Origin of the sequence: Pseudomonas asplenii (assembly GCF_001293465.1) — a bacterium.
In the GTDB taxonomy this organism is placed as follows: Bacteria; Pseudomonadota; Gammaproteobacteria; order Pseudomonadales; family Pseudomonadaceae; genus Aquipseudomonas; species Aquipseudomonas fuscovaginae_B.
Window position 1 is genome coordinate 258,035 of sequence record NZ_JSYZ01000007.1, and the last position, 26,123, is coordinate 284,157.

Annotated in this window: 22 protein-coding genes; 3 read left to right on the forward strand and 19 right to left on the reverse strand. The window is 64.4% G+C overall.

All coding sequences use genetic code 11. The annotated features are described in order from the left end of the window. Positions 1 to 4: 4 nt before the first annotated feature. Entirely contained in the window at positions 5 to 1,195 is a 1,191-nt protein-coding gene (locus tag PF66_RS10865; protein WP_241494322.1) for a CynX/NimT family MFS transporter, read from the reverse strand. 78 nt (positions 1,196 to 1,273) lie between these two features. On the opposite strand from PF66_RS10865, the gene PF66_RS10870 reads away from it, so the two are divergent. Beyond that, positions 1,274 to 2,089: an AraC family transcriptional regulator gene (locus tag PF66_RS10870; protein ID WP_054059382.1), complete on the forward strand. Its 816-nt coding sequence runs from the start codon at positions 1,274 to 1,276 to the stop codon at positions 2,087 to 2,089. Positions 2,090 to 2,093: 4 nt separating this feature from the next. On the opposite strand, the gene PF66_RS10875 is transcribed toward PF66_RS10870, so the two are convergent. The 18 genes from PF66_RS10875 to PF66_RS10960 form a co-directional block, all read right to left on the reverse strand. After that, positions 2,094 to 2,420, reverse strand: coding sequence for a hypothetical protein (locus PF66_RS10875; RefSeq protein WP_054059381.1), 327 nt, complete (start codon positions 2,418 to 2,420; stop codon positions 2,094 to 2,096). A gap of 116 nt (positions 2,421 to 2,536) precedes the next feature. Beyond that, positions 2,537 to 3,169, reverse strand: a complete 633-nt coding sequence (locus PF66_RS10880) for an RraA family protein (RefSeq protein ID WP_054059380.1) — start codon at positions 3,167 to 3,169, stop codon at positions 2,537 to 2,539. Then, positions 3,160 to 3,939, reverse strand: coding sequence for an IucA/IucC family C-terminal-domain containing protein (locus PF66_RS10885; protein ID WP_054062675.1), 780 nt, complete (start codon positions 3,937 to 3,939; stop codon positions 3,160 to 3,162). Before PF66_RS10885 ends, PF66_RS10880 begins: the two co-directional genes overlap by 10 nt. Beyond that, positions 3,936 to 4,727 carry an ABC transporter ATP-binding protein gene (locus PF66_RS10890; protein ID WP_054062676.1) on the reverse strand — a complete coding sequence of 264 codons (792 nt, stop codon included), beginning with the start codon at positions 4,725 to 4,727 and terminating at the stop codon, positions 3,936 to 3,938. The genes PF66_RS10885 and PF66_RS10890 overlap by 4 nt, the downstream gene beginning before the upstream one ends. Positions 4,728 to 4,737: 10 nt before the next feature. Further along, a complete protein-coding gene (locus PF66_RS10895) occupies positions 4,738 to 5,769 on the reverse strand; it encodes a FecCD family ABC transporter permease (protein WP_054062677.1) in 1,032 nt (343 codons plus the stop codon). Beyond that, complete coding sequence (locus PF66_RS10900) at positions 5,762 to 6,751, reverse strand: FecCD family ABC transporter permease (RefSeq protein WP_054062678.1); 990 nt, start codon at positions 6,749 to 6,751, stop codon at positions 5,762 to 5,764. The genes PF66_RS10895 and PF66_RS10900 overlap by 8 nt, the downstream gene beginning before the upstream one ends. Then, positions 6,748 to 7,644: an ABC transporter substrate-binding protein gene (locus tag PF66_RS10905; RefSeq protein ID WP_054062679.1), complete on the reverse strand. Its 897-nt coding sequence runs from the start codon at positions 7,642 to 7,644 to the stop codon at positions 6,748 to 6,750. The genes PF66_RS10900 and PF66_RS10905 overlap by 4 nt, the downstream gene beginning before the upstream one ends. Continuing rightward, positions 7,634 to 9,502 (reverse strand): IucA/IucC family protein, encoded by a 1,869-nt coding sequence (locus tag PF66_RS10910; protein WP_054062680.1) that lies wholly within the window; start codon positions 9,500 to 9,502, stop codon positions 7,634 to 7,636. The genes PF66_RS10905 and PF66_RS10910 overlap by 11 nt, the downstream gene beginning before the upstream one ends. 4 nt (positions 9,503 to 9,506) lie before the next feature. Next, positions 9,507 to 10,280: an HpcH/HpaI aldolase family protein gene (locus PF66_RS10915; RefSeq protein WP_054062681.1), complete on the reverse strand. Its 774-nt coding sequence runs from the start codon at positions 10,278 to 10,280 to the stop codon at positions 9,507 to 9,509. Then, positions 10,274 to 12,154, reverse strand: coding sequence for an IucA/IucC family protein (locus PF66_RS10920; protein ID WP_054062682.1), 1,881 nt, complete (start codon positions 12,152 to 12,154; stop codon positions 10,274 to 10,276). The genes PF66_RS10915 and PF66_RS10920 overlap by 7 nt, the downstream gene beginning before the upstream one ends. A gap of 34 nt (positions 12,155 to 12,188) precedes the next feature. Further along, positions 12,189 to 13,595, reverse strand: coding sequence for a DHA2 family efflux MFS transporter permease subunit (locus PF66_RS10925; protein WP_152973000.1), 1,407 nt, complete (start codon positions 13,593 to 13,595; stop codon positions 12,189 to 12,191). Next, the gene (locus tag PF66_RS10930) at positions 13,592 to 14,815 is read right to left on the reverse strand and encodes a type III PLP-dependent enzyme (protein WP_054062684.1); all 1,224 of its coding nucleotides are present in this window, start codon (positions 14,813 to 14,815) and stop codon (positions 13,592 to 13,594) included. The genes PF66_RS10925 and PF66_RS10930 overlap by 4 nt, the downstream gene beginning before the upstream one ends. Continuing rightward, positions 14,808 to 16,592, reverse strand: coding sequence for an IucA/IucC family protein (locus PF66_RS10935; RefSeq protein WP_054062685.1), 1,785 nt, complete (start codon positions 16,590 to 16,592; stop codon positions 14,808 to 14,810). The genes PF66_RS10930 and PF66_RS10935 overlap by 8 nt, the downstream gene beginning before the upstream one ends. A 255-nt stretch (positions 16,593 to 16,847) precedes the next feature. Continuing rightward, positions 16,848 to 18,224, reverse strand: a complete 1,377-nt coding sequence (locus PF66_RS10940; protein ID WP_054062785.1) for a diaminobutyrate--2-oxoglutarate transaminase — start codon at positions 18,222 to 18,224, stop codon at positions 16,848 to 16,850. 327 nt (positions 18,225 to 18,551) lie between these two features. Further along, the gene (locus PF66_RS10945) at positions 18,552 to 20,957 is read right to left on the reverse strand and encodes a TonB-dependent receptor (protein WP_054062686.1); all 2,406 of its coding nucleotides are present in this window, start codon (positions 20,955 to 20,957) and stop codon (positions 18,552 to 18,554) included. A gap of 68 nt (positions 20,958 to 21,025) precedes the next feature. Then, complete coding sequence (locus PF66_RS10950; protein WP_054062687.1) at positions 21,026 to 21,988, reverse strand: FecR domain-containing protein; 963 nt, start codon at positions 21,986 to 21,988, stop codon at positions 21,026 to 21,028. Then, positions 21,988 to 22,497, reverse strand: coding sequence for a sigma-70 family RNA polymerase sigma factor (locus PF66_RS10955; RefSeq protein ID WP_054057388.1), 510 nt, complete (start codon positions 22,495 to 22,497; stop codon positions 21,988 to 21,990). Before PF66_RS10955 ends, PF66_RS10950 begins: the two co-directional genes overlap by 1 nt. A 313-nt stretch (positions 22,498 to 22,810) precedes the next feature. Then, on the reverse strand, positions 22,811 to 23,620 hold the full coding sequence (locus tag PF66_RS10960; RefSeq protein WP_081009830.1) for a LexA family transcriptional regulator: 810 nt from the start codon (positions 23,618 to 23,620) through the stop codon (positions 22,811 to 22,813). Between the two features lie 69 nt (positions 23,621 to 23,689). On the opposite strand from PF66_RS10960, the gene PF66_RS10965 reads away from it, so the two are divergent. Then, positions 23,690 to 24,034: a helix-turn-helix domain-containing protein gene (locus PF66_RS10965; RefSeq protein ID WP_054062688.1), complete on the forward strand. Its 345-nt coding sequence runs from the start codon at positions 23,690 to 23,692 to the stop codon at positions 24,032 to 24,034. Beyond that, positions 24,027 to 26,072 (forward strand): Mu transposase C-terminal domain-containing protein, encoded by a 2,046-nt coding sequence (locus PF66_RS10970; protein ID WP_054062689.1) that lies wholly within the window; start codon positions 24,027 to 24,029, stop codon positions 26,070 to 26,072. The genes PF66_RS10965 and PF66_RS10970 overlap by 8 nt, the downstream gene beginning before the upstream one ends. The last annotated feature ends 51 nt before the right edge of the window (positions 26,073 to 26,123 follow it).

Consider the following 26,123-nt stretch of genomic DNA (forward strand, 5'->3'; position numbering starts at 1 on the left):
GCCATCAATGCCTGTGCGGCTTGAGCAGCGGAGTCAGCACCAGCATCGCCAGCGAGGCCACCACCAGCAGGCCGTAAGACGCCTCGAAGGTTCCGGTGTGATCGCGCAGGAAGCCGAAGGCAAACGGCCCCAGGGCAGCCACCAGGTAGCCGATGAACAACATGAAGGCGGTCCATTGGCCGGCTTGTTCATGAGTGCGGGTGTTGTCCAGTGGCAAGGTCATTGCCAGGGCGAAGCAGGTGCCCTGCCCCAGGGCAATCGCCACCACTGGCAGTGCGCCAAGCAGGGCCGGGGCCAGCCAGAGCGCCGCCGCACCAGCGGCCGAAAGAACCGCCGACCCGCCCAGCCAGGCACGGCGATCCGGTGTGGAGCGGGTCATGACCCCGGAGACGAAACTGCTGATCGCGATGATGGCGGCGAACAGGCCCAGGTTCAGCCCCGATCCCAGGCTGTTGATCGCCAGTTCCCGACTGCTCTCCCCCACCCAGGCGAAACAGGCATAGCAGACGAACTGGCCCAGGCCGAAGTACACCGCGATCAGCCAGGCCCGGCCGCTGCGAAATGCCGGTTGGCTGACAGGGGCGCTGGCGCTTTGCACAGCCTGCGGTCGGGACGGGAACGCCGTCGCCAGACGTTGCCAACTGATCATCGCCAATACGCAGAGCACCGCCCAGATACCCGCCGCCACACGCCAGCCACTCTCGGCCAGCGCCACGTATTCACTGCCCACCGCGGCCAGAGTGGCGCCGATGCCGAGACCGGCGGCATAGATGCCCATGAGCATGGCCGCGTTGCTGGCGAAGTGGCTCTTGATCCAGCCGCCGATCAGCGGGCCGGAGATGGCAACGCCCACCCCCACCAGGAAGGTCGAAAACAGCAGGCTGGTCGATGACCCGGCGAATGCCCGCAGGACCATCGCTACCCCAAGCAGGGCCAGGGAGAACAGCACCACCCGGTCGTTGCCGAAACGACGGCCAATGCGCGGAATGAAAATGGCGAACAGGCCCATGCACACATCCGGTATCGCCGTCAGCAGCGCCGCCTGGGCGTGCCGCAGGCCGAATTCGGCCTGTATCGCGCCGATCAGCGGCCCGACCGAGACGATGCCCGGTCGCAGCGACAGCGCCAGGATGAACAGGCCGAGGCCCGCCATCAATTCGATTGCCCGCGTTCTCTGTGCAACGGCGACTGACATGTGCTGCCTCCAGGTATCTATCGCTGAACTGATTTGTGTGGCAAATACTAAGTTCGCCACCGACCTGGACGGTTTTGCATGAATGCCAATATTCGTCGCCAAAGTGACAGCCGCAAAGCCGAGGGGCACAGCGATGATCATCACGACTATCAGGACCTGCCCCGGGTGATCACCGCGTTCTCCCGCGACCAGCCGGCCGGCAGCTACAACGCGCCGCACAGCCATCCGCGGGGGCAGTTTCTCTATGCCAGCAAGGGCCTGATGCGGGTCGCCAGCGAGCAGGGCATCTGGTACATCCCACCCCAGCGCGGGCTGTGGATTCCGGCGGGGGTGGTGCACGACCAGGTGATGCTCAGCGACACGCGGATGCGCACGATCTACGTCGAGCGCAGCCAGGCCGAACGGTTCGGTGAGCGGGTCAAGGTGATCGAGGTCGACACGCTGCTGCGCGAGCTGATCCTGGCCCTGGCCGAGCAGCCGATGCTGTATCCGGACGACCCGCCCAACCGCAGCATCGTCACGCTGATCCTGCACAAGCTGGAACATTCGCGGACGGTGCCGCTGGAGATTCCCTGGCCCCGGGACCGCCGTCTGGTCACGATCTGCCAGCAGATACTGGAGGAGCCGGGCAAGGCACAGACCATCGAGCAATGGTCCGAGGTGGTCGGCGCGAGCAGCCGGACGCTGATCCGGTTATTCATCAGCGAAACCGGCATCACCTACCGGCAGTGGGTACAGCAGGTCCGGGTAGCCCGGGCCTTGACCCTGCTGGAGGCTGGCGAACCGGTCAATCGCATTGCCGACAGCCTGGGGTTCGCCAGCCCGAGCGCCTTTTCGGCGATGTTCAGGCGCCTGCTGGGCGAGTCGCCCAGGGACTATCAGGAGCGGGACTGAAGACCTAGATCGGCTTGATCGAAATCACCTCGAAGTAGCGAAACTTCTTCTTTTTCGCCGCGGCCTTGGCCTCCTGCTCGGCGGTGAAGGTGCTCAGGGTGTTGGCGTCGTACACCAACTCCTCGATCTCGCCTTCGAACTCCTTGGTCGCGTGCAGGATCACCCGCAGCTTTGGCGACAGAGCCTTGGCGACGGGCCGGGGTTTGGCGGGCGCTGCCGGGGTGACGACAAGCTTGGGTTCAGGTACTTGCGGGGAGATCGGTTCAGCACTCGGGCGCAGGGAGCCGAACAGCGCCAGGCGCATCTCCTCTTCGCTCAGGACATTGCTCATTGCGGGTGTCTCGATTACAGGTAGGCAACTGGATATGTAGTAAGCTAACGAACTTTACCAGAGTTGTCTGTCGTCCGCTGCGATCGTTGTCACCGTTTGCTTTCCACCTTGCAGAATCAGGCCCCCTTGGCGATCAACTTGGCAAGAAGCCCCGCCCGGCGCAGGCGATCGGCATTTTCCTTCGCCACGAACTGCGGCAACAGTTCCCGGGCCTGCTGCGCCGTGAGGATGAACACCCCATCATCGTCACCGATGGCCAGGTCACCCGGCTGGACCTGGACGTCACCGACCCGCACCGGCAGGTTGAGTTCGCCGCTCTGCCCCAGGCTGCGGGTGGTCAGTGCGCTGACGCCTCGGCTGAAGATCGGCAGACGGTGCTCGCGCAGCGCCGCGACGTCGGTCACCGCGCCGGACACCACCACGCCGGCCAACCCCTTGATCAGCGCCGCCAGGGTGCGCAACTCGCCCCAGCAGGCACACTCGCGGTCGCCCTCGCATTCGATCACCAGCACATCACCCGGCTCGCAACACAGCAAGGCATCGCGCAGGATGCTGCCATCGGGTGTGCGCAGCCTGGCCGTCACCACGTTGCCGATCATGTGGATGCCCTCGAACAACGGCCTCAGGCCCCGCAGGTAGCCCGTGTCGAGCACATGGCCGATGGTGGAGCTGGAAATACTCCGGTACTGCAGCAGCAGTGCTGCGTCGACCAGTTGCCGACGCGGTGCGATTCGTGGGTTCAGCGACATTTCTTCGGCCTCAGCAGGGGGCAGGTGGAACAGTATTCGACCGGATGGCTCGCCTCGTAGTAGAAGCAGCAGGTGCGTCGAAAGCGGATGCGCTTGCCTTCGTTTTCAAGGATCGTCGGCGGTCGGCGAAAATGCCGGAGCGGGTTGTAGTCCAGGCCGAACAAGGCCGGCTCGGCCTCGTTCAGCAGCCAGTGGAAATCAGCCTCGCAGCGCTGGCGAATAAAGGGGTCCTCGACCTTGGCCATGCGCTTCTCGTACAGCGAATAGACCCGCACCGCGGTGTTCTCCCAGAGAATCCTGCGGGAAATGCCGGTGACTCGGTAGAAAGTCTGCCACAGCGGCTGGAACGTTCCGGCGAACAGGCTGGAGACGATGGACTCGCGCCAGGCCTCGCGCTGCCCCGGCGCGTAGCCGAACGCCTGGGGCTGATCCAGCGGCATCGACGAGGTCCACAGGCCATCATCATGCCCGTACTCGACCCGGCAGTTGTCCAGCGACAGCAGCAGGCCCTTGTCGTACACCGACATCGCGTACAGGCAGGCGCCGGTGCCGAGAAAGGAGAAACGCTTGGCCAGCAGCGAAGCGGTGATCGCCAGGGTCGGCGAACCGATCACCGGTCCCAGCGCCTGCAGCAGGTCTTCGCAGGTCGTCTCATCGAGCAGGGCCCGCGCCGGCAGCGAACGCGGGTCGCTCTGCTGTAACGGCTTGAGCCGCAGCGCCCCGGACAGCAGCGCCCACTGTGCGTCGGTGAACAGATGGGCCAGGGTCATTGCGGCAATTCCCGGCCAAACGGGATGCACAGCGGTGTTCCGAAGAACGGGTCGCTGATGATCCGGCAGTTGAGGTTGAACACCTGCTTGACCAGCGCCTCGCTGAGAATGTCCGTCGGGCGCCCCTGGGCGAAGGCCGTGCGCTGGTGCACCGCGACCATGTGGTCGGCGTAGCGGCAGGCCAGGTTCAGGTCGTGCAGGACCATGACGATGGTCTTGCCCTCCTGGCGATTGAGGTCGCGCAGCAGGTCGAGGACTTCGATCTGGTGAGCCAGGTCGAGAAAGGTGGTCGGCTCGTCGAGCAGGACCATCTCGGTGTCCTGGGCCAGGGTCATGGCGATCCACGCCCGCTGCCGCTGGCCGCCGGACAGCGCGTCCACCGGACGCTCGGCCAACTCCAGCGTGCCGGTCTGCTGCAGGGCGCGCTCGACCATCGCCTCGTCCTGCTGCGACCACTGCTGCATCCAGTTCTGGTACGGGTAGCGCCCCAGCGCCACCAGTTGCCGCACGCTGATACCCTCGGGCGCGCTCGGCATCTGCGGCAGGATCGCCAGTTCGCGGGCCACCGTCGCCGTCGACTTGCGATGGATGTCGGTGCCGTTGAGGATCACCCGCCCCTGCTGCGGTTTGAGCAGCCGGGCGAAGGATTTGAGCAGGGTGCTCTTGCCGCAGCCGTTGCTGCCGATCAGTACCGACACCTGGCCCTGGGGCAGTTGCAAGTCGAGCCCTTCGATGATTGCCTGGCGCTGGTAACTCAGGGTCAGGCCTTGGGCTGTAATGGATGCCATCTGCAATTCCTCAGTGCCGCTGGTTGATCAGGAGATAGAGAAAGAACGGTGTGCCCAGCACCGCGACGAAAATACCCGCGGGCAGGTCCAGGGGCAGAAACAGCGTGCGCCCGACCAGGTCGGCCAGCATCACCAGGTTCGCGCCGACCAGCGCCGACATCAGCGCCTGCCCGGCAAACCCCGGCGCCACCAGGCGTTTGGCGATATGCGGGGCGACCAGCCCGACGAAGGCGATCGCCCCGCCCCAGGCCACGGCCGCACCGGCCAGGGCCACGCTGACCAGCAACAGCCCGGCGCGCAGCCACTGCACCCGGGCGCCGATACCCCGGGCCAGGTCGTCGTCCAGTTGCTGCACCCGCACCTGCCGGGCCAGCCAGAGCAGCAACGGCAGGATCGCCAGCAGACAGCCGGCCAGGGCCCGCGGCTCCGGCCAACTGGCGCCGTAGACACTGCCCGTCAGCCAGACATAGGCCGACAGGGTGGTGGTCAACGGGCTGAACACCAGCAGGAAGGTGGTCACCGCCGCCAGCAGCGCCGACACGCCGACGCCGATCAGCACCAGGCGCAGCGGCGACGTGCCCTGCTTCCAGGCCAGCAGGTAGATCGCCAGCGCGGCCAGGCCGGCTCCGGCCATCGCCGCCAGCGGCAGGAACTGCGAGCCCAGGGCCAGCGAGAAGAACGACAGATAGCCCACCGCCGCGGCGCTGGCGCCACTGGTGATGCCCAGCAGGTCCGGCGAGGCCAGCGGGTTGCGAATGATGCTCTGCAGGATCAGCCCGGACACCGCCAGCGCCGCCCCCACCAGAGCCGCCAGCACCAGACGGGGCAGGCGCAGTTGCTCGACGATGAAGGTCAGCCCCGGGTCCGCGCCGCCGGCGAGCACGCGCAACACGGTCAGCGGCGACAGGTTGATCTTGCCCAGCGCCAGCGCGCCGAGCATCACCAGCAGGGTCAGCAGCAACGCCAGCACCAGGCGGCCCAGGCTGGAGAGGTCGAGCTGCCGGGAAAAGACCCCGTTACGCACGGTCACAGGCCTAGCCATGACGAGCCCCCCGTCGAGCCAGGACAATGAAGAACGGCGCCCCGAAGAACGCGGTCATCACCCCCACTGGCACCTCCTGCGGCAGGATCACCACCCGCGCCAGGGTATCGGCCAGCAACAGCAGCGTCGCGCCGAGCACCGCGCAGCCCGGCAGCAGCCAGCGATGATCGACGGACAGGCTCTTGCGCACCATGTGCGGCACCAGCAGACCAATGAAACCGATACTGCCGGCCAGTGCCACCGCACTGCCGGCCAGGCCGACGATCAGCACGCTCATCAGCAGGCGGATCGAGCCGGTACGCTGCCCCAGCCCGGTGGCGATCGCCTCGCCGGCGCTCAGCACATTGACCTGGCCGGCCAGCAGCCAGGCGCCGAACAACGCGAACGACACGCCGACCAGCAGCGGTGCGGCCATCGCCAGATCACGCTCGGAGAGCGAACCGGCGAGCCAGAACAGCACCGTGTCCAGGCCCTCCTCGTTGACCACCAGCAAGGCCTGACTGAAGGCGGAGAACAGCGCGGTCACCGCCGCCCCGGCCAGCACGATACGCAACGGGCTGAGACTGCTCTCGCCCCGGTTGCCGATCAGCCACACCAGGGCGCCGGCCAGCGCCGCGCCGAGAAAGGCGCACCACAGCCATTGCTGCATCGACGACAGGGCCAACAGCGACGAGCCGAGGATGATCGAAAAGGTCGCACCGGCGTTCACCCCGAACAGCCCCGGCGAGGCCAGCGGGTTGCGCGTCAATGCCTGCATCAGCGCGCCGGCCACGGCCAGGCTGGAGCCGACCGCGATCGCCATCAGGGTCCGCGCCAGGCGGGTGCTGACGATCAGTTGCTCGCCGGCGCTCAGGCTGTCGGCCTGCATCAGGCCACTCAACAGCTGTGCCGGAGAGATCCAGGTGGCACCCGCCGCCAGGCTCAACAGGCAGGACAGCAACATCAGCAGCAGCGCCAGGCTCAGTTTCGAACCACGACTCATGAGGAGGCCACCACCCGGGCGATGTCATCGAGCATCTGGTTGGCCCCGAGGATACCGCCGGAAAAACTCCAGGCGATGCTGTCGACCCGCCAGACCTGGCCATCCCGCGGAGCGCGCAGGTGCTGCCAGAACGGGTAATGCAGCAGACGCTCATAGTTGTGCTGCACGGTCTGGCTGTCCGTGCGCTGGAAAACGAAAAACAGGTCGGCATCGACCACAGGCAGGCTCTCTTTACTGGTGAGTTTCATATAGGTGCCATGCGCGCCACGGGCCACCGGATTCCAGTCGAAACCCAGCTCGGTGAGCACGGAGCCGGCGAAGCTGCCCGGCAGGTAGCTGCGCACATGGTCTTCGCGCACATCCAGCACCGAGACGGTCAGCGGCCAGCGCCCGGCGAACTTCGCCTGCAACTGCTCGCGCAGGCGGATGACCCGCTGCTGCCACTGTCCGAGCAGGTCGCTGGCCGCCTGCTGACGGTTGAGCGCCACGCCCATCAGCGCCAGGGTCCGCTTGAACTCGAAAACCTCTTCGAGCATCAGCACCCTGCCCATGCGCTCCAGCAACGGCGCGATACGCTGGTGGCGAAACCGCGAGGCGACGATCACGTCCGGCTTGAGCAGGACGATGTCCTCCAGGCTCGGCTGGGTTTCCAGGCCGACATGGGCGACACCGGCCAATGCCGGACGCAGGTAGCGAAACGTCGGTTTCTCGGTAGGCGAGTCGACCACGCCGACCGGCGTCAGCCCCAGGGCCACGGCGCAGTCGGTGGCGCCCTGGAACAGCGTGACCAGCCGCGGCCCCTCGGCCCGGGCCAGGGTCGGCAGGGCCAGCAGGCCGAGGGACAGGCGCAGCACGCTGCGCCTGGAAGGATGCCAGGAACGCTCAGACTTCACGGCGCAACCTGTGGAACGGGTTGACCACCTCGCCCTTGCCGAACGGCATGCTGCCCGGCCCACCGGCGCGGGCGATCATCGGCGTCAGCAGCAGCTTCTGCGGCCAGCGCGGTACCTCGAACAACTGGCGCTGGATCATCGCCCGGGCCTCGTCGTCGAATTCGATGCTCTGCAACAGGCCTTCGAGCACATCGCGCAACACCGTCCACAAGGCCGTCACCGGCACCGCATAGACCTGCGCCAGGGTGTCGATGATCGCCCGCACGTTGACCTGGATGCCCAGGGTCTGCAGCCAGAACAGCAGATCCTCGGGACGCTCGTGGTAAAGGGTGTTGGCATGGCCCTTCTTGATCCGGTAGACCGGGTCGGCCATGCCGTTGCGCTCCAGCCACGGCACGAAGATGCGCAGCGAGTCATGATCGCGCAACAGCAGGCCCTGGGCCTGGCCGGCCTTCCACACCAGCACCGCGTTCTGCCCATGGACCTCGCCGAGCATGCCGATGCGCAGCATGCGCAGGTTGATGTCGAAGAAGCTGTGGCTCAGTTCGCGAAACAGGGTCAGCACCGAAGCCTGGTTGCGCGGCAACTGGCGATACTCCAGCCACTCGTCGAAGAAGTGCCGGTCGCTGTCGGGCAGCGGCGTGCCCAGCGCGGCCATCGGCAGCAGGCGGCACTCGGGATCGTCGAGCAATGCCTTCGGATAGCCCCGCACCATCGCCGACAGGTGCCGCGGCGCCTCGTCGAACAAGGTCGCCTCGGGCGGCATGAACGCCCACCACTTGCCCTCGTCGCACAGGTGCAGCGAGCGCGCCAGGGTCTCGTCGCGGGTCAGCGCCTGGCGCAGCAGGTTCTCGCTGAGGCCGCCGTTGATCATCTTCACCGCCGGCAGGTAACGCGAGGCACCGAGGGAGTAGATCGCCATCGGCAACTTGAGGTAGTCGGCACTCGCGAAGCACGGGGTCATGGACCGCAGCGACGACGTGGCGAACACCGGCGCGCCCTGGAAGGCCAGGCGGCGGCAGTCACCGCGCGCGAACGCCGAGCCCAGCTGTGCCTCCAGCACATGTTCGAACTGCCAGGGGTGAACCGGCAGGGCGACGTGGCTGCGCTCGATCCCCAGCCCACGCAGTTCCTGTTCCAGCTCGGCCTGCAGGTTCTCCGGCAGCAGGTAGCGCGCCGGGAAGGACTGTTCGAGGTCCCCGACCCCGTCGCCGCATTGCAGCAGGGTCTTGTCCACCGCGACCCAATGCAGGCTCACCGGCTGGGCGAACTCGGCCTGGTAGCGCCGGTACTCGTCCTCGTCCAGGCCCTGCTTGGCCTTCGCCAGCGGGTGGTACGGACGATCGCGCAGCGACGCCCACTGCTCCATGGTGCGAAAGAAGGTCGCGCCATCCTGTGCCATCAGGTCCTGGTGGTCGATGCGGTGTTCCAGCGACAGCGCGGTCTGCCAGACACTGATGCGCAGCACTTCGAGAAACAGCGCCAGGCCCTTTTCATTGTCCTGCAGGCGCGGCGCCAGGCCGCTGAACACCCGCTGCATGAAGTCCTCGGGCGACAGCCGGGCCCAGCTTTCGCCCTGGCGCGCCAGCACCGGCGTACCTGGCACCTTCTCCCATTGCTGGGTGATGCCGGGACGCAGGGCGATGCTGATGAAGCGCTGCTCCGCCGCATCGCAACACCACTCCCAGATACGCTGCTGCGGGCTCGCCTCGGCCAGCAGCGGCGCCTGCGGATGAGCCAGTTGCCAGTGGGCGGTGTCCACCAGGTTCAGCGGTTCGCTGCCAAAGAAGTCTTCCGCCAGCAGGCAGTCGACCAGATCCTGCATCACCAGATCGGCGGCACGTGAAGTGAAGTTCATCGAGTCATTTTCCTTCTGCAGAAAGGGTGGCCAGGCGCGCTTGCAGCGCCCGGAAGGCAATACCGCGCTCATCGCCGAGAACAAAGGCGCGCACGCCCCGTTCCTGCCAGCGGGCGGCATCACCGGGTTGTCGGGGGATGGTGCAATACGGCACGCCCGCGGCCTGCGCGGCCTGCCAGGTGTCGAGCAATGCCTGCTGCACGGCCGGCTGGTCGATCCGCCAGGGCATGCCCAGCGATTGCGACAGGTCGGCGGCGCCTTCGAGGATCATGTCCAGGCCCGGTACCGCGGCGATCTCGGCGGCGCGACGAACGCCTTCGGCGCTCTCGATCATCGCCACCAGCATGATCTGCTCATTGGCCTCGCCGACGTACTGCGCCAGGCTGTGCTTGCCGAACGCGCCGGGGCGCCCGGCGTTGAGGCTGCGCCGCCCCAGCGGGTGGTACTTGCAGGCGGCGATGGCCTCGGCCAGTTGCCCGGGGCTTTCGATCATCGGCAGGACGATGCCCTGGGCTCCGCCATCGAGCAGGCGCAGCAGGGTCTTGGGGTTGAGATCGGCGACCCGCACCAGTGGCGTAAGACCATAGGATTCGGCGGTGCGAATCATGTGCTCGACGGTTTCCGGATTGATCAGCACATGTTCCATGTCGATGATCACGAAGTCGAAACCGGCCTCGGCGATCAGCTCGATGGCCGCCGCCGCCGGGATCGAGCTGATCAGGCCGTAGACCGTCTCGCCCGCCTGCAACTTGCGCTTGAGCTGGTTGGTCCTCAGCATGCTTGCGGCCTGTAGGCGTGCAGCGGGTTGGGTACCGAGCGGAAGCGCCGCTCGCCGTCACCGAGCAGCCGGCGCTTGGTCAACTCCTCGACCTCGTAGCTGGGCGCGAATACGTCGAACAGCGCGAAACGCTCACGGTGCTGCGGATGGGCCGCCTGGTAGGCCAGGATCACCTCGGCGGTCATCTGCCAGAACAGCGCTTCGTCCAACTGGTACTGCTGGCGCAGGAAGATCGCCATTTCGGTCAGGCAGATGAAGAAGAAGCAGTCGCAGGAGAAGTCGCGTACCGCCTCGACATCGTCGGTGATGATGAACGAGTTGCGGTTGAGCCTGGCGTGGCTGGCCGGCAGCGGGACCAGGGTCGGGCACAGTTCCGGGCGCGCCAGATGGGCCGGCGAATAGCGGACGCCGTCGTGGAAGTCCTTGAGGGCGATACGCTGCGGCCACCCCTGCTTGACGATCAGCACGATGTTCTGGCCGTGGGACTCCATGCCGATGCCCTCGGCGTAAAGCATGTGGATGATCGGCGGCACGGTGACCTGCAGCAGCTGGCGGGTCCAGGCCTGCAGGCCGTACTGGCGGATCCAGGCATCGATGAACGGCGCCTGCGTGCCCTCGCCGTAACGATTCTCCACATGGCTCAGGCCGTTGAACGGCACCGCCTGCTCGTCGGCCCTGAGGTACGGGTGCAGGCTCTCGCGCCAGATCGCCCCGAGGGTGCCGTAGGTCTGCGGCGCACGGGACTCGGGCAGGTGGTCGTAGTCGAAGCTGACCCCGGCGACTTCGCCGAGGATGACGAAATCCAGCGCGCGGGCGGTGGCGTCGCTTGCAATCAGCTGCTGCAGCCAGTCGGTGATGATCGGTCCGTTCATCACCGTATGCCGCGCCAGGATGCGGGTACTGGAGGTGTTGGTCATGCTCATCGCCAGCTTGACGTACGGGCGCTCCCTGACGCTGGCATTGGCCAGCGTGCGGATCGACTGCTGGGCCTTGTAGGTATCGTCGGAGGTGCCCAGGTAGATCAGCTCGCCACTGAGCAGTTCCGGGTAGAACGTCGCGACGATGGTGTTCTCCCACTGCCAGGGGTGCACCGGCAGCAACTGGTAATCGTCGATACTGCGCCCCTGCCCGGCCAGGCTGCTGGCCAGTTGTTCCCAGCGCGCGGCACCGAACTCCTGGCGGATAAACGCCGCGAAGTCGAGGTTGCGCGAGTGGTTGACCGCCGCCCGCGAGTTGGCCACCGCCAGCCAGACCACGGCGATCGGCGTGGCGAACTCCGGCCCGTAGCGGAGGTTGTCCGCCAGGGAGAAACCGATGCGCGACTTGTAGCAGGGGTGATAGCTGTGGGCGTCCATGAAATGCTGCTCCAGGGCATCCACGTCCAGTTCATGGGCCGGCACCGCGGCGGCATAGCCCTGGCTGCGGGCCTGCAGGTCCTTGAGCTGGGTCTGCTCCAGTTCGAGGATGAAACGGGCCAGGTGCGGGCTGTCGCGGAACTCGCCGAGCCATTCGGCCAGGGCCTGGTGCAGGTCCGGGGTACTGCGCTGACCGTTGCCGTCGACCCGCTCCAGGCTGCCATGTTCGAGGCGGATCACCGCGAAGCTGTCGCTGAGCAGGCCATTGCAGTGGTACTGCACTGCGGCCTGTCGGGCATCACGGCCGTGTACGGTGAAACGATGCAGGCCGTCGCCCAGCGGTTGCGCCTCATAGGGCAGAACCGCTTCATACAGCAGGGTCTGCAGCAGTTGCCCGACCACCCGCTGCTGCACGGTGACCCGGCAGCGCTTGTCGACCGTGGCCAGCCAGGCGGTGCTGGCCGGGTGGCCGAGTGGCGTTTTCAGCCATTGAGCGGTTGCCAATTCGAAAGTCGTCATGTCCGTACCTTGAAAAAGAGTGTCAAAAGAAGAGTCATCGCTGCTCGACGGCGGCGGGCCGGGCCTCGGCCGTTTCGTCGTGCTGCGGAAAACGCCAGGCGCATGGCAGCGCCAGCAGGATCAGGATGCCGGTGGCGATAAACACCTCGCTGATGGCCGCCGGGCTGGCCGCCTGCCCTGCCGGCCCCATGCGCCACTCCAGCCAGAGCGAGGCGATGACGATGGCCAGGGACGCCACCAGGCGCCGGGAGATGTTGTTCATCGCCGCCCCCTGGGTCACCATCGGCTCGGGCAAGGCATTGAGCCCGGCGGTGGTCACCGGCATGTAGGACAGGCCCAGGCCGGCGCCGCGGACCATCATCAGGGCGAACACCACGGCGATCGCCGCGTCGGCCTTGAGCAGGCCCAGAGCCAGGGTCGACAGGCCAGTGAGCAGCAGACCGCAGGCCACCACCGTGCGCGGTCCGTGGCGGTCGAGGATGCGTCCGCCCATCTGCCCGAACAGGCTGGCGAACGCCGCCGTGCACAGCAGCGCCAGGCCGGTCCAGATGGCGCTGTAGCCCAGCACCACCTGCACCAGCAACGGCAACAGCACCAGGCATTCGAACATGCCGACCGACTGCACCACGGCAATCACCACGCTCAGGCGATAACCGCGCAGGGCGAAGATCCGCAGGTTCAGCAGCGGCGCCTGGCGGCTCAACTCCACCCGGACAAACGCCACCAGGCACAGCAGACCGGCCAGCAGCATGCCCAGGTCGAGGGGATCGAGCAGCGTGCTGGCGTGGCGCAGGCCGCTGATGGACACCATCAGCAGACCGATACCAGCCGCGATCAGCAGGTAGCCGGCCAGGTCGAACGGCTGCCGCTCGGCGGGCTCCGAATCCGGCAGCACCACCATCCCCAGCACCAGCGCCAGCAGGCCGATCGGCACGTTCATCAAAAACAGCGAGCGCCAGCTGAACCACTCCAGCAGCAGGCTGCCGCACAGCGGCCCGAGTGCCGGGGCGAGCATCACCGCCGCACTCCACAGGCCGGTGACCCGCCCCCGTTCGGGCTTGGCGTAGACCGAGAAGATGATCGCCAGCGACAGCGGAATCATCAGCCCGCTGGCAATGCCCTGCACCACCCGGGCGGTGATCACCAGGCTGATCGAATTGGCCACGGCGCCGAGCAGCGAGGCGCCGACGAACAGTGCCACGCCCCACAGGTACAGGCGCTTGCGCCCCAGACGCTGGCTGAGGAAGCTGGTCAGCGGCATGGTCATGCCCATGCTGGTCATGAACCCGGCGACGATCCAGGTCGCCAGCAACGGGCCGATCCCGAACACGTTCATGAACATCGGCAACGCCGGGTTCAGCGAACTGTTGCTCAGGCTGACCGTCAGCGTCCCCAACAGGACGTTGAACACCACCCAGCGCCGCGGCACGGCGAACCTCACGCCCACTGGCCGTTGCCCCGCAGCAGTTCGCCCTGGCGCACGAAGAGTTGCGGCGGCCTGGGATGACAGAGGAAGTCGGCATGGGAGATGTTGTAGCCGTAGGCCCCGGCCAGCGGCAGTACCAGCAGGTCACCGACTTCGACCCCCTTGAGCGGCCGGGCGCGGCTGAGCACATCCTTGGGCGTGCACAGCTGGCCAACCACCGTGTACAGCCGTTGCGGCGCATGGGCCGACACTGCCGTGCGCGGCAAGTGCAACACCGGATGATCATGGCTCTGCGCCGCCGGCAGGCGGAACTGGTGGGTCCCGCCACGGCAGACCAGGAAGTTCACGCCGTGGCTGCTCTTGCGGTCCAGCACCTCGATCACGTAGTAGCCACAGAAGGCACTGATGAAGCGCCCGGGCTCGAAGCGCAGCACCGGGGCATCGGCCTGCCCGGCGAGCCGGCGCTCCAGGTAGCGGCACAGGCGCTGCCAGTCGAACTGTGGACCGCCCAGGTAGTCGACACCGATACCACCGCCGACGTTGAAATGCGTCAGTTGCTCGGGATAGGCCGCCAGCGCCCGCCACTGCTCCCAGCGTTGCAGGTAGAAATCCAGCAGTTGCTCATGGCGCTCCACCGACAACTGATGGGACATGGCGTGCACATGGAAGCCCTTGAGGCTCAGGTGACTGGCACTGTCGACCCGTTGCACCGCCAGGGCCAGGTCCGCCTCGTCGATGCCGAACGGCGTGGCAGTGCCGGCCATCGCCAGCTTGCTCGACAGGGTCGGTGGCAGTTGCGGGTTGACCCGGATGAACACCGGCTGCACCCGTCCGACCTGGTTGGCCAGCCGTTGCAGGCGCTCGATCTCGTTGAGGCTTTCCACATGGATGGCCTCGACCTGATGCTCCAGTGCCGCACGCAGATCGGAGTCGAGCTTGCCCGGGCCGGAAAACACGTAGGGCTTGCGGGTCGGACAGGCCATCACCCGCTCGATCTCGCCCCCCGAGGAAATCTCGAAACCGCTCACCAGCGGCGCCAGGGCTTCGAGCATCGGCGCCTCGCTGTTGGCCTTGATCGCGTAGTACAGCTCGACGCCGGCCGGCAGCGCCGCCATCACCTGGTGCACATGCCCGACAAGCGCATCGAGGTCGTGGATGAACACCGCCAGCGGATCGCTGCTCATGGCCCGGGCGTCCCGAATCGCGCCCAGAACGGTTTCAGGCAACTCAGCCATAGCGAACCTCCTCGCTCCAGGGTGAATGCAGGTTGACGTAACCCGCCTGACGGTCAGCCGCGGCCGCCAGCCGCACCTTGAGGTTGGTCTTGCAGGCGATCGGTTGGCCGGCGATCAGCGCGTCGAGCTCCGGCGCCGGGCCGACCAGTTCTTCGCGAATGCTGCGCAGTTGCCGTTCCACCTGCCGCCACATCAGCGGGGCCAGGTGTGCCCGCTCCCAGCTCAGGGCGAGCACCGCCTCGGACAGGTTGTTGATCAGCAGGCAATAGCTGATCCGGCTCCAGCCCTGGGCACGGGAATACAGCAATGACTGCCGGACCCGCGGATGCAGGCCGACCTCGATATGGCCCGCACCCAGCTCCTCGGTCAGCTTGACGCCCTCGAAGTCGCGCAGCAGCAGTTGCCGGGGCTGGCCGGCGTCGTGGATCAGCACGGTGTTCTGCAGGTGCGGCTCCATCACCACACCGTGGTTGAAGAACAGCGCCATCACCGGCCTCAGCAGCAGGGCCTGGTAGCGCTCGAACCAGTCCAGCAACTGGCTGTCTTCCAGCGGCTGGTCATGAAAACCCTGCAGAAAGCCGTGCACCAGCGGCCGCGAATGAATATCGCGGGCGAACAGCGTGCCGGCCATGACACTGCGATCGGCACCGGCCCGGCGACAGAAGTTCTCCCGCAGGATCGCCCCGGTCTGTTCGCGGAACCAGTGGGCATCGGCTTCGTCGGCCTGCTGCGGTGCCCAGCTCACCGAGCCGGGCTCGGCCACGGTCGACAGGCCAGCCAGGGTCTGCGGCGTGCTCTGCTGCAGGCGCTGGAACAACTGGTCGATGATCAGCGTGCTTTCCAGTTCGTACCAGGCGTTCTTGCGCACGCAGTTGGTGATGCGCACATTCAGCGAACCCTTGATGAAATAGTCATGCCCTTCGATGTACCAGGTGCGCATCGAGGCGGTCGGGCTGGCCAATGGACCGGTGGTGCCATGGTCGAAGATCTGGCCCTGTTCCAGCAGGCGCCGGACCCGACGGTCCTGCATGAACAGTTGCCCCTGTACCGGGTGCATGCACAGCATGGCGTGGCCTGGCCGGGCCCGGCGCTGGTCGGCGAAACCGGCCAGCACCTGTTCCTCGCTCAAGCCGTTGGCAGTGATCCGCAGGCCCTGCAGCGGTACCTCGAACAGGTGCAGCGCCGTGCGTGCCTGGAACTCCGGGGCATAGGTTTCCTGGGCCAGATGGGCCGGCCACAGGCGCGCCTTGGGGGCGGGATGGTTGGGATGACCGAACCACAGCCCCTGCTCGCTGGCGAGGTAGTCGCGCAGGGGGTCCGGCCGTTGCTCGTCGAGATTGTGCGCGACGATGGCCGCGGTCAGGTGCTGGCTCTGCAGGACCTGATCGAGCAGTTCGTCGTTGCTGGCGTTGGTCATGTGCTCGCAGGCCGCCAGCAGCTGTTCGACGAATTCGGGGAACGCCAGGCAATGCCAGACACCCGGCCCCTTGCGCGCATAGACGTCGGACAGGTAGCGATGGCTGCCCAGGCGGTCGCGGCGATCCACCAGCACGAAGAACTGTTGCTGGTTCGGCAGGCTGATGGTCAGCGGAATGCCCTTCCAGGCCAGCCCCTCCAGGTAACAGCCGGGAGCGATGCCCTCCATCTGCTGCGGCCATTCATAACGCAGGCAGTTCTCGGGTAGCGCGAATTCCTTGATCAGGCAATTGAGCAACGCGCGAGTGCTCGCCAACTCACTCACCATTTTCGAAATAACAGCACGATCGGGATTATTCATGGTCGCTCCACATTGGCCGCAGCCTCACCGGGGACGTGATATCGCAATGACGACACGTGGCATTCATTGCCAGAAAACAGCCAGTTTCTTTCCATAATAAGCAGATAACTCGAAGTGGATATTCGACAAACTCTGCAACTACCTGAAGTTGCCCCTTGATGACCGGAGCCAGGCAACAGCCAAGTGCACCGCATCAATCATCGCGGTGGGTTTTCAGCATTCATCAATATTGGGCAAACAGTGTCGCGAACAACTTCAGCCGCGTACCTGCAACAGGGCGGCCGCCAGGGCCTTTTCAAACCGCTGGATGACCAGTCCGCATTGTTCGTCATCGATGATCAATGGCGGCAACAGGCGAATCACGTTGCCGTGGCGTCCGCCGCGTTCGAGCAGCAGCCCCTGCCGGAAGCAGTGCTGCTGGATCGCCACCGCCAGTTGCGGATCACCGGGGAAGCTGCCGAGACGGTCGGCCGGCTGGCGCTCGTCGACGATCTCGATACCCAGCATCAGGCCCGGCCCGCGGACCTGGCCGATGGCCGGGTGGCGTGCCTGCAGCAACTGCAGTTGCTCCTTGAGCCAGCGGCCGCGGGTTTCGGCCTGGGCCGCGAGGTCCTGCTTCTGCAGTACGCGCAAGGTCGCCAGACCCGTGGCCATGGCCATCTGGTTACCACGGAAGGTACCGGCGTGGTTGCCCGGCGACCAGGCATCGAATTCGCGCCTGAGCCCCAGCACCGCCAGGGGCAGGCCACCGCCGACCGCCTTGGACATGACGATGATGTCCGGCTCGATCCCGGCGTGCTCGAAGGCGAACATCCGGCCGGTACGGGCGAAGCCGGCCTGCACTTCATCGAGGATCAGCAGGATGCCGTGCTGGCGGGTGACCTCGCGGATCCGGCGCAACCAGCTGGCCGGCGCGCTGTTGACCCCGCCCTCGCCCTGCACCGCCTCGACGATCACCGCGGCCGGCAGGGACACGCCGCTTTCGACGTCCTCGATGAACTGGCTGAAGTAATAGCCCAGCGCCTCGACCGCGGCCTCGCCACCGATACCCAGCGGGCAGCGGTATTCATGGGGATACGGCAGGAACTGCACCCCCGGCATCAGCGTGGCGATGGCATTTTTCGGCGCGGTGTTGCCGGTCAGCGCCAGGGCGCCATGGGTCATGCCGTGATAGGCGCCGCTGAAGCTGATCACCGTATTGCGCCCGGTGAAGGTCTTGGCCAGCTTGAGTGCCGCCTCCACCGCATCCGCCCCGGACGGCCCGCAGAACTGCAGGCAGTAGTCCCGTCCCTGCCCCGGCAGCAGGCCGAGCAGGGTTTCGCTGAAGGCATCCTTGACCGGCGTGGTCAGGTCGAGGGTGTGCATCGGCAGGCCCGAAGACAGGAAACTGTCCAGGGCACCCATGATCGCCGCATGGTTGTGCCCCAGCGCCAGGGTGCCGGCACCGGCCAGGCAGTCGAGGTAAGTATGGCCTTCGACATCCGTCACCCAGACGCCATGGGCCTTGGCAATCGCCAGCGGCAACTTGCGCGGATAACTGCGCACATTGGATTCGAACTTGCCTTGACGAGCCAGATAATCGGCATTGGTTTGCCGCACAGGATTAGAATGCAATAGGCCATCATTCAACATCTGCTCACCCTCCATAATTCCTGAATGAAAATTATTACCAATGACTGACAAGTGCAACTGTTAGTTCCTGAATATTTAAAAATTCATGAAACTTGCGGAAACTTCGCAAAAAACATCAGACAGCCGGATACCCAAGTCTTATAAACTTGTAATATGCAAAGATGCGCGGCGTGCGTTATGCATCTTCAATATAAAAACAACAGGTGCCGTTATATGTTCAAGGCATTATCCAACTTGCATATCGTCAAATGATTCGCTGCTGTTGCCGAACCGCGGAACGCGCAATGATCCTGCGCAGGCGCCGATCCCTGGCGCACCCGCCCCGAGTCAGAAGCCGACGGTGGCCGAGAGCAGATAGGTCCTGGGGGTCGACAGGGTCAGGCCGGGCTCGCTGTCATCCGAGGCACCGGCCGAACTCCAGTAGCGCTTGTCCATCACGTTCTCGACGCTGGCGCGCAAGGTGATGGACTTGTCGTCGATCTTGAAGGCGTAGCGGGCACCGACGTCGAAACGCTCCCAACTGTCGATTTCCTTGCTGTTGGCCTGATCCAGGTACTGCGAACTGGTATAGATACCACGGCCGGTCAGGGTCAGCCCCTCGACACCGGGGATGTCCCACTCGGCGCCCAGGTTGACGTTGTACTCGGGGGTGGCCGGCGCGCGGTTGCCGTCGAAGGCGCCGTTGGTGGTGTTGTTCAGCTTGCTGTCGATGTACATCACACCACCGAGCAGGCGAAAGCCCTTGAGCGGTTCGCCGAACACGCTCAGTTCCACACCGCGGTTCTGGCGCTTGCCGTTCGGGCCGAAGACCCGCGAAACGGCATTGGTCTCGTAGGCCGGCTGACGGATCTGGAAGGCCGCGGCGGTCAGGGCGACAGGGCCGAAGTCATACTTGGCACCGATCTCGAGCTGGCGGCTGATGAACGGCGGGAAGATCTCGTCCTCGTTGATCGAGGTCGACGGGGCGATCTTGCCCTGGCTCAAGCCCTCCATGTAGTTGGCGTACAGCGACAGCTCGTCGGTGGCCTTGAACAGGATGCCACCCGATGGCGAGACCTTCTCCTCGTCGTAGGAGGTATCGCCCTTGACGCCGTTGGTCCAGTCGTCGACCTTGACCCGCTGCCAGCGGGCGCCGAGGGTCAGCAGCAGGCGGTCATCGAAGAAGCCCAGGGTATCGGACAGTGCCACGCCAGTGAAGCGGTTCTCGGTATAAACCTTGTCGTCGTAGCGGGTGGGCGTCAGGGGGTCCGGTGTCTGCACCGGGTTGTAGAGGTTGCTTCGGCCCGTCGCGTAACGCGCCCCGCCGTTGGTGAAGTCCATGTAGAAGTCACTGGCCGCCAGGTTCAGCTCATGGCTGACGGAGCCGGTGTGGAACCAGCTGCGCACGCCCGCCGTGGCGGTGCGGACATTCTCGTCCCGGGTGAAATCCCGCGGCGAGACCGTAAAATCTCCGGCATTGTTGGTGATCGACACGGCGTGGCGCAGAAAGTCGTGGTTGCTCTTGCGCAGGCCGACACCGCCGTAGACCATCACCGAATCGCTGAGGTCGTACTCGCCGTTCAGCGTGCCGAAGGTGTCCTTGGTGTGCGCCCAGCTCCAGGCCTGCGCATAGTTCCTGTGCACGTCGTTGGGGTTGGGCACCTTGGCGTTGGCGCCAATCTGTACCCGCTCCTGCGGCGCGTCGGTGTCACGTTCGGTATGGCCGATATCGGTCGACAGGCGCAGGCGCTCGCCGCGAAAATCCAGGCCCAGCACCGCCATCTCGCGATCGACGCTCTGGTGATCCCAGGTGGTGTCGCCGGACTGCTTCACCCCGTTGAAACGGACACCGAACTGGTTCTCGTCACCGAACCGCCGACCGATATCCACGGCACCGCCAGTCTGGCTGTCGGAAGCGTAGCTGCCGGTGAACTCGGTGATCGGCTTGTCGGTGGCCCGCTTGGGCACCACGTTGATGCCACCGCCGACGCTGCCACGCGGCGAGATACCGTTGATCAACTGGGTCGGCCCCTTGAGGATATCCACCCGATCGGCCATTTCCATGTCGATGGTGTAGGTCGGCAGCACGCCATACAGGCCGTTATAGGACACGTCGCTGTTGAACAGGCTGAAACCGCGGATGGTGAACTGCTCGTAGCGCCCGCCGGCCGGGTTGGTGGCGCGAACCGAGGGGTCGCTGGCGATCAGGTCGCCGAGGGTACGGGCCTGCTGGTTCTTGACCGCCTCGCTGGTGTAGGTGGTCATGCTGAACGGTGTTTCCATGAAGTCCCGTGAGCCGAGCATCCCCTGCGAACCACGGCGCGCGACCTGGCCACCGGCATAGGCCTGGCCACCGGCCGCGCCATCGGCACCGAGGATCGAGGTGGTCGGCAACTGTACGCTGCCGCTGCCCTGCGGGGCCGGCACCAGGGTGTAGGCCTGGTTGCCCACCGGCACCAGTTGCAGCCCCGAACCCTGCAGCAGGCGGGCGAAGCCTTCCTCCACCTCGTACTCGCCGGACAGGCCGTTGCTGTTGTGCCCGCTGACCAGCGCCGGGTCGACCGACAGGTTGACCCCCGCCAGCCCGGCGAAACGGGTCAGGGCCGCGCCGAGACTGCCAGCCGGGACTTCATAGCTACGACGGACACCGTTCTCCGCCCAGGCGGGCGCAACCAGCAACGGTGTGGAACTCAGACTCAGCACGAGGCCGAAACGCAACAGGGGACGCAAACGCAAGGGAGGCACTGCGGACATGGGAGAAAGCTCTCATATTTTGTTCACTTACCTGGAATGACCGGCGAGGTGAAAAAAAGGGACAGCCTTCAGGCAATATTTTTTTCCGCGACTTTTTTACGAGGTACCAGGGTGACCCAATAGCGGGTGCGCATGTGCACATCCACCGGCAGGCTGGCGGTCAACAGCTCGAGGATGCGATCGGTGTTGTCGAGGCGGAAACTGCCGGTCAGGCGCAGCGTTTCCAGGGCCGGCTCCCAGCGCAGCAGGCCGCTGCGATAACGCCCCAGTTCACGCAGGAAGTCGCCCAGCGGCTGGTTCTGCGCCATCAGCACGCCGTCGCGCCAGCCCGGCAGTTGCCCGTCGAAGGCGCCCACCGCGCCCGCGCCGGAGGCACGCAGGCTGATTTCCCGGCCCTCGCCCAACGACAGCGCCGGGCCTTGCAACGGCTGCAACTGCACCGAACCGCTGACCACCGACACCCGGCAATCCTCGGCATTGAGGCGCACGCAGACCTCGCTGCGGCTGACGACGATACGCCCGTACGGCGCCTGGATGGTCAGGGCGTCGCCGCCCGGCACCTTGAGGGCCATTTCGCCACGCACCAGGGTCAGCCGCCGGGCCTTCATGTCGACGTTCACCGCGCTGGCGGTGTTCAGTTGCAGGGTGCTGCCGTCGGCCAGCGGTATGCGCTTGCGCTCGCCGGTGGAGGTCTGCAGGTCGGCCCGCCAGACCTCCAGCGGCAGTTGCCGACCGATCAGCCAGGCGGCCGGTACCAGCGCCGCCACGCCGAGGGCACGCTTGAGCACGGCACGTCGCCCCGGATCCGGACGATCCAGGGTGGCCATGGCCAGCGCCGTGGGCAACCCGGAAAAACGCTGGCGCAACAACTGCGCCTTCTGCCAGGCGGACTCGTGGGCACTGCTGCTTTCGCGCCAGTGCTGCAGCTTGCGGCGGTCATCCTCGTTGGCCGCACCCGATTCCATCAGCGCCAGCCATTGCCCCGCGGCGCGGGCCACGGCACGGGCCTCGGGCGTAGCATTGGAATACATCAGAGTTCCACCAGCAGGCAGTGTTCGTAGGCCTGGGCCATGTAGCGCTTGACGGTCCGCTCCGAGACCTGCAGGCGCTCGGCGATCTGGCGATAGCCCAACCCTTCGAGCTGGCTCCAAAGAAAGGCGCGGCGTACCACGGCCGGCATGCCATCGAGCAGTTCGTCCAGGGCCTGCAGGGTTTCGAGCCATACCCAGCGCTGCTCCGGCGACGGCACGCACGCCTCGGGCAACTGGGCCAGGGCTTCCAGATAGGCCTGTTCCAGGCTGCGTCGGGTGTAGAAATTGCTCAGCAGGCGCTTGCCGATCGTCAACAGGAACGCCCGCGGCTCACGCAGCTCGACCAGCGGCTGCGCGCTGGACAACACCCGCAGGAAGGTGTCCTGGCTCAGGTCGGCGGCATCCCAGGCGTTGCCCATGCGCCGCCGCAGCCAGCCTTCCAGCCAGCTGCCGTGATCGCGGTACAGGGTATGCAGGGTGTGCTCCGTTGGCGTCGTGGCTTCAATCATGGGAGAGAACCTGAGCGTAAGGGTGTTAATGAGACTGATTCTAATTAGTGTTACATCCATAAACCAAGTCTTTTTGTGAAAATGCTTACAATCAGGAGGGCTGGCGTCTGTCGGGCCCGATCTCTTGTGAGGCGGTGAGAGATATGGCACTAAAGGAAACTGGTGGGAAGAACAGGGAAGAAACTGGGTGAGGCAGGAAGGACGGGGGTTTGAACCTCTTAGGCAGGTCAAATAAGTGCCAATTGAGGTGCGAAAGCAAAACAACCTGGCAAGAATGAAAAGGCCCGCTTTTAGCGGGCCTTTTGGCACTGGGTTAGATCATCCAGCCGCCTGACCAGACAACCCTGCCGACAACCTGTAGGCGCTCCAGGCGATCTGCCGAAACACTGATCGGAGGGTAGGCGGTATTGGCACTGATCACCATGACACCGCCGTCCAACTGACGCTGTAGCCGCTTGGCGTAAAGCAGATCGTCGAGCCGTATCACATAAAACCCCTCTCCCTGGATGACGTTGCGGGAAAGGTCAACCATTACAGTGTCGCCGTCCTTCATGAATGGTTCGTTCGAATCGCCATCCACGCGCACTGCTGCAAGCTCCGAAGGCACCAGGCCTTTCTTGCGCAAGCTGTACTTAGTAAACGCCAACATTGTCAGGATTCGGGCGCCCTCACTCCATGCGCCGTGACCTTGGCTGATGTAGGCGTCATATAAAGGGACATAGGCGTACACGTCGTCATTGTCCGCCTGCGCCGGCAGGCCCTCGCTAGGCCGCATCTCCCCTCGTCCCGACGCAATCCAGTCCAAGGACACCCCGACTGCCGACGCAAGAAGGGCCAACGAGTTAAACGCTGGCACACCTTCCCCCGCAATCCAGCGATGGAGCGAGGACAAACCGACGTTCGCTGCTGCGGCAGCCTGTTTTCGGGATTCGAAAAGGTCAGCCACTGCCGCAATACGGGTTTCTATTCCCGTATTCGGAAAAGAAACTGCGTTTTCGCCCAGCGGCGGATGTTTCTTTTCTGTGTAAGTCACTGATTCCACGAGTTTTTTCCCAGTGCTACCGATGTGAAGACCCGAATACGGAAATAAAAACTCCCGAATTCGGTTTACTGCATCCCGCATACGGGATATATTGTCCTGAACCGGCCGTTAGAAGGCCGAAAAAAACCACCCTTAAATGATGGTTGTGCAATGAAACCCTTCGACATACCGCTTGATATCGAGGCTCGCTGGGAGTGGATAAAGTTCCAGCTCCGTTTACGCGGAACAAATCTTGCCGAGCTGGCACGAGACCACGGTCTCAACGACCGGGCGATCCGCAACGCAAAGAAACGACCATATCCGAGCGTGGAGCGGGCAATAGCCAAGGCCCTAGGCCTTGAGCCGGTTCAGATCTGGCCAGAGCGCTGGAAAGAAGATGGCATGCCAATTCGCCAGCGTCCGAACCGAGCTGAGTCCAATTCGGTATATCGAAAGCATACCGAAAAAGGTCCGGTTGGTCACAGTAAAACCCAGCGGAAAGACTCCGATGCGTAACTGGTATTCGTCGCAAGAGCTTGCAGGACTCCCAGGGCTCCCAGGCTCCGTGCCTGGTATACGAAAGCTTGCCTTGCGCCTTGGATGGGAAGGGCAGAAACGCGCGGGAAGCAAGGCAGTTGAGTACCCCTTTGCCTGCTTGCCAGCCGAAACCCAGGCTGCATTGATGGCTCAGTCAGTTTCCGAGGCGGTGCCACTAGAAGCGCCTGCGACTGCTCCGTCGAAAGAGGTTTTAGCGGCTAAAACAAAGCCGGTAGCACCTAAATCGGTGTCACGGCTGAATGACTCGCAAAGGAAAGTCATGCTGGCTCGACTCTGCTTCATTCGTGAAGTTGAACGGATGAGTGTCGTGGGCACCCAGAGACGGGCGATTGAGATACTGGTCAGACAGGCGCATGACGGCGCATTGAGCCCGTATCTGAAAGATCGTCTTGAACTGGCAAATCACAAGAAGTCGGGTGGCAGGACTCTATCGGAGCGTAGCCTCAAACGCTGGATCGCTGCATATCGCACCAACGGAGAGATTGGGCTTGCCCCGCTACGCCAACGGCAGGACCTGACTATTCCTGATTGGGCCAAGGATTTTCTGCGTTGCTACCAGCGGCCAACTAAACCCAGCGTTGCTGCGAGCTACACCGAGTTTGCGCGTGGGTATAAAGGCGCCGTGCCCAGCATCCACGCTGTACAACGTTTCTTGAAAAAACTATCCCCTGAGGCCCTGCAAGCCGGCCGGATGAGCCCTCAAGAGCTGAAGATGCTCCAGCCCTTCCGGCGCCGGGATACGAAGAACTTGTTTCCTGGCGATGTGTACACGGCAGACGGTCACAAGTTCGATGCGGAAATCATTAATCCGATTACGGGAAAACCGTATAGGCCGGAGATCACTACCGTCCTGGACGTCGCGACGCGCCGTGTGGTCGGCATTTCTGTTGGCGAAGCTGAGTCTGCAATCGGGGTACTCGATGCCCTGCGTGACGCAGTGCGTAAATGCATGTTCGGCATCTTTTATGTCGACAACGGCTCGGGCTTCGACAATGACATGGTTCGAGAGGTGGTCGACCGTCTGGGCGGCACAATGCAGCACTCTATCCCATACAACAGCCAGGCGCGGGGGCTGTCGGAGCGTGGCCACCAGACGATGTGGGTTCGGGCAGCCAAGAAGCTGACGAGCTATATCGGCGTAGACATGGATAAGCACGCGGGTACCCGAGTGCACCGACTGAGCCGCAAGCAACTCAAGGAAACTGGCACTACGCGTCTGATGCCGACCTTCGGAGAGTTCATGGCTGGGGTTGAGGACGAGATAGCCACCTACAACAGAACACCGCATCGGGGCTTACAAAAGATTCGTGACCCTTATACGGGAATTCAGCGGCATCCGAGCCCCGACGAGGCCTGGCAGGCCGCGATTAATCAAGGCTGGGAGCCAATAGTCGCCACCCCGGAATTGGTTGAGTCCTTGATGCGGCCGCAAGTGATTAGAACTACCCGCCGAGGGGAAATTTCTTGGGCTGGTAATAACTACTTCATGGCAGATCTAACGCACTTGCATGGACAAGAAATACGCGTTGCCTACGACGTTAGAGATGCTAGCCAGGTCTGGGCATACACGCTTGAAGGCGAGCTGATTGGCGCCGCCCAACTTGATGGAAACAGCACCGATTACATGCCTCAAACGATGCTTGAGAAAGCCCGTGAAAAAAGACAGCAGGGCCAATTCAAGCGTGCGGTGGGCAAGGTGGAGACGCTGACAGGTCATCGGGTTGAAATGATCGCACCTACGACAGCTCCGTCCGCAAACCTTTCGGTGGAGGCCCTGGAGGAAGCCCGAGAGTACGCAAAAACACTTGAGCAACAAAAGCCGAGCTTTGTGGTTCCGAGCGACGACGTGGCGCGGTATCGACTTTGGGTTCGGTTGGATCAACGGAAGAACGCTGGAGAAGAAATCACCGCAGACGAAGCCAGGTGGCATGAACGCTATCCAAGCCATCCAGACTTCGTCGCGATGAAACGGGTATTTCAACAACAGGCGGGCTAAGCAAAGCCCGTTTAGGAAGAAGTCGGCGTGCGCCAACACGCCAGACAAACA

Excerpts from the sequence above, each read along its gene's own strand:
- PF66_RS10930 (WP_054062684.1), bottom strand. The coding sequence starts at position 14,815 with ATGGCTGAGTTGCCTGAAACCGTTCTGGGCGCGATTCGGGACGCCCGG.
- PF66_RS10880 (WP_054059380.1), bottom strand. The coding sequence starts at position 3,169 with ATGTCGCTGAACCCACGAATCGCACCGCGTCGGCAACTGGTCGACGCA.
- PF66_RS10960 (WP_081009830.1), bottom strand. The coding sequence starts at position 23,620 with ATGCGGGATGCAGTAAACCGAATTCGGGAGTTTTTATTTCCGTATTCG.
- PF66_RS10890 (WP_054062676.1), bottom strand. The coding sequence starts at position 4,727 with ATGGCATCCATTACAGCCCAAGGCCTGACCCTGAGTTACCAGCGCCAG.
- PF66_RS10915 (WP_054062681.1), bottom strand. The coding sequence starts at position 10,280 with ATGCTGAGGACCAACCAGCTCAAGCGCAAGTTGCAGGCGGGCGAGACG.
- PF66_RS10940 (WP_054062785.1), bottom strand. The coding sequence starts at position 18,224 with ATGTTGAATGATGGCCTATTGCATTCTAATCCTGTGCGGCAAACCAAT.
- PF66_RS10920 (WP_054062682.1), bottom strand. The coding sequence starts at position 12,154 with ATGACGACTTTCGAATTGGCAACCGCTCAATGGCTGAAAACGCCACTC.
- PF66_RS10935 (WP_054062685.1), bottom strand. The coding sequence starts at position 16,592 with ATGAATAATCCCGATCGTGCTGTTATTTCGAAAATGGTGAGTGAGTTG.
- PF66_RS10895 (WP_054062677.1), bottom strand. The coding sequence starts at position 5,769 with ATGGCTAGGCCTGTGACCGTGCGTAACGGGGTCTTTTCCCGGCAGCTC.
- PF66_RS10955 (WP_054057388.1), bottom strand. The coding sequence starts at position 22,497 with ATGATTGAAGCCACGACGCCAACGGAGCACACCCTGCATACCCTGTAC.
- PF66_RS10900 (WP_054062678.1), bottom strand. The coding sequence starts at position 6,751 with ATGAGTCGTGGTTCGAAACTGAGCCTGGCGCTGCTGCTGATGTTGCTG.
- PF66_RS10870 (WP_054059382.1), top strand. The coding sequence starts at position 1,274 with ATGAATGCCAATATTCGTCGCCAAAGTGACAGCCGCAAAGCCGAGGGG.
- PF66_RS10885 (WP_054062675.1), bottom strand. The coding sequence starts at position 3,939 with ATGACCCTGGCCCATCTGTTCACCGACGCACAGTGGGCGCTGCTGTCC.
- PF66_RS10865 (WP_241494322.1), bottom strand. The coding sequence starts at position 1,195 with ATGTCAGTCGCCGTTGCACAGAGAACGCGGGCAATCGAATTGATGGCG.
- PF66_RS10945 (WP_054062686.1), bottom strand. The coding sequence starts at position 20,957 with ATGTCCGCAGTGCCTCCCTTGCGTTTGCGTCCCCTGTTGCGTTTCGGC.
- PF66_RS10875 (WP_054059381.1), bottom strand. The coding sequence starts at position 2,420 with ATGAGCAATGTCCTGAGCGAAGAGGAGATGCGCCTGGCGCTGTTCGGC.
- PF66_RS10950 (WP_054062687.1), bottom strand. The coding sequence starts at position 21,988 with ATGTATTCCAATGCTACGCCCGAGGCCCGTGCCGTGGCCCGCGCCGCG.
- PF66_RS10970 (WP_054062689.1), top strand. The coding sequence starts at position 24,027 with ATGCGTAACTGGTATTCGTCGCAAGAGCTTGCAGGACTCCCAGGGCTC.
- PF66_RS10910 (WP_054062680.1), bottom strand. The coding sequence starts at position 9,502 with ATGAACTTCACTTCACGTGCCGCCGATCTGGTGATGCAGGATCTGGTC.
- PF66_RS10965 (WP_054062688.1), top strand. The coding sequence starts at position 23,690 with ATGAAACCCTTCGACATACCGCTTGATATCGAGGCTCGCTGGGAGTGG.